The sequence below is a fragment of the Nitrospirota bacterium genome, from assembly GCA_040754395.1.
Lineage (GTDB): Bacteria > Nitrospirota > Thermodesulfovibrionia > Thermodesulfovibrionales > SM23-35 > JBFMCL01.
Genome location: JBFMCL010000061.1, coordinates 1 through 1,459 on the forward strand (window position 1 = coordinate 1; position 1,459 = coordinate 1,459).

The window sequence follows — 1,459 nt, forward strand, 5'->3', positions numbered from 1 at the left end:
CAAGGAACCAGGCACCTCCCCCTCCTAGACCAGGAAGGAGAACTCTTCTCTCATTCCAGGCCCTGGCATTGCTAATTTCATCAGGATAAGGGCACCTGCCCATCCAGTCCATCACAACCTGCAAATCATTGTTAGTAAAAGTATGCATGGTCTAAAAGGAATAGAACAAAAGAAACTAGTTCATTATGAATCATTACCTTTCCCCTATGGATGGTAGCAATTCCCTTCAACACCTCTTCATGACTTACATACTTCCTCCCCAAAGTATGTCTCCATCTTGAGGCTGCTGGAAATGTTGCGGTACTCCGTGACGGCTTCGCCGTCATATCTCTAAAGTGCTCAAAGATCCAAACCTGCAAAATTCATGGAAAAATGAGTTACATATTTAGTCTTCATAAGGCAATAAAATATGTAATAAGAGTTGGAAAATTACCAGCAAAACTTTCAGCACTCCGCAGAGTTTCCTCTTTGGTCCCTGCACCATCTCCTCATAATTCTTCCCCCTGACAGCATCCCTCATGCTGCTAATCAGATGTGAGTAGGCATACACTCCCCACTGTACACTCCCTATGCCCTCAAAATCTGCTAGCATCCATAGATGCTCCCACAAAGCTCTGTCCGAAGGGTTGCTGAACAAGCAAGCCTCGAACATGTACCAGATAAACAGAGTAGCCTGCTGCCTATCAGTAAGGTAACCCAGCACGGGGTTATGCTCGATAAACCTCCTGATAGTAGAATGCCTCAGTCTACTATCCGGCTCCCAAATCTCCTGGAAAGCCGGGCCTATTATGTCTCCCAAATCTCCCGGTGGCTCCATAGGGATAGCTACATCCCTGCCACTCATCCTCAATCCGCTGATAGCCCCAAACTCCATAGGAGTTAGAGCTAGCTCACCCCATGAAAAATGGAAAGTGTTCGTTGTATCCCAAAACCTATCTAGGAGAGCTCTTATAACATCCTTGCTCACCTGTTGTTTGCTAAAAGACTCTACAAAGTCCAGGAAAGCAGCAAATCCACAGTCTACCCTCACTAATCTCCTAGCTCTCTCATTGAGACACAAGAAACATTTTCCCACTCCCTCCATGTTCTCATAGAAGCGCAGATCACTCCGCAATCCCTGCCAAGTGAATATGATGAGTGAATTATATTGCTCACAGGGTTCTATAGCATTAATAATCATTCAAGGTTGTTAGCTTACCGGGTTTTCTGCCGTTCTCATAGAAATGTGACTTTCCAAATCAGCTTCCAAGTTCTTTTCGTGACAAGTTCCAGACGAACTTGCCTCATGGTCATGCCTTCTAGGTGGCCTAGAAGAGGGTCCAGCAGAGTCCTCATCAGACTCAGACCAAGAGATCTCCATGCTGTAATCCTCATCCCTAAGTATAGTGATTATTAGCCATGATGTCTCATTTTCTTTGCTACTACACATATTTCCTAGTGGCATCATCATTTATGACCA

General features: G+C 45.0%; 1 protein-coding gene. It reads right to left on the bottom strand.

Annotation, left to right across the window (positions count from 1 at the left end; all coding sequences use genetic code 11):
- Positions 1-385: 385 nt before the first annotated feature.
- Positions 386-1,084 carry a hypothetical protein gene (locus tag AB1552_14410; protein ID MEW6054951.1) on the bottom strand — a complete coding sequence of 233 codons (699 nt, stop codon included), beginning with the start codon at positions 1,082-1,084 and terminating at the stop codon, positions 386-388.
- Between the last annotated feature and the right edge of the window lie 375 nt (positions 1,085-1,459).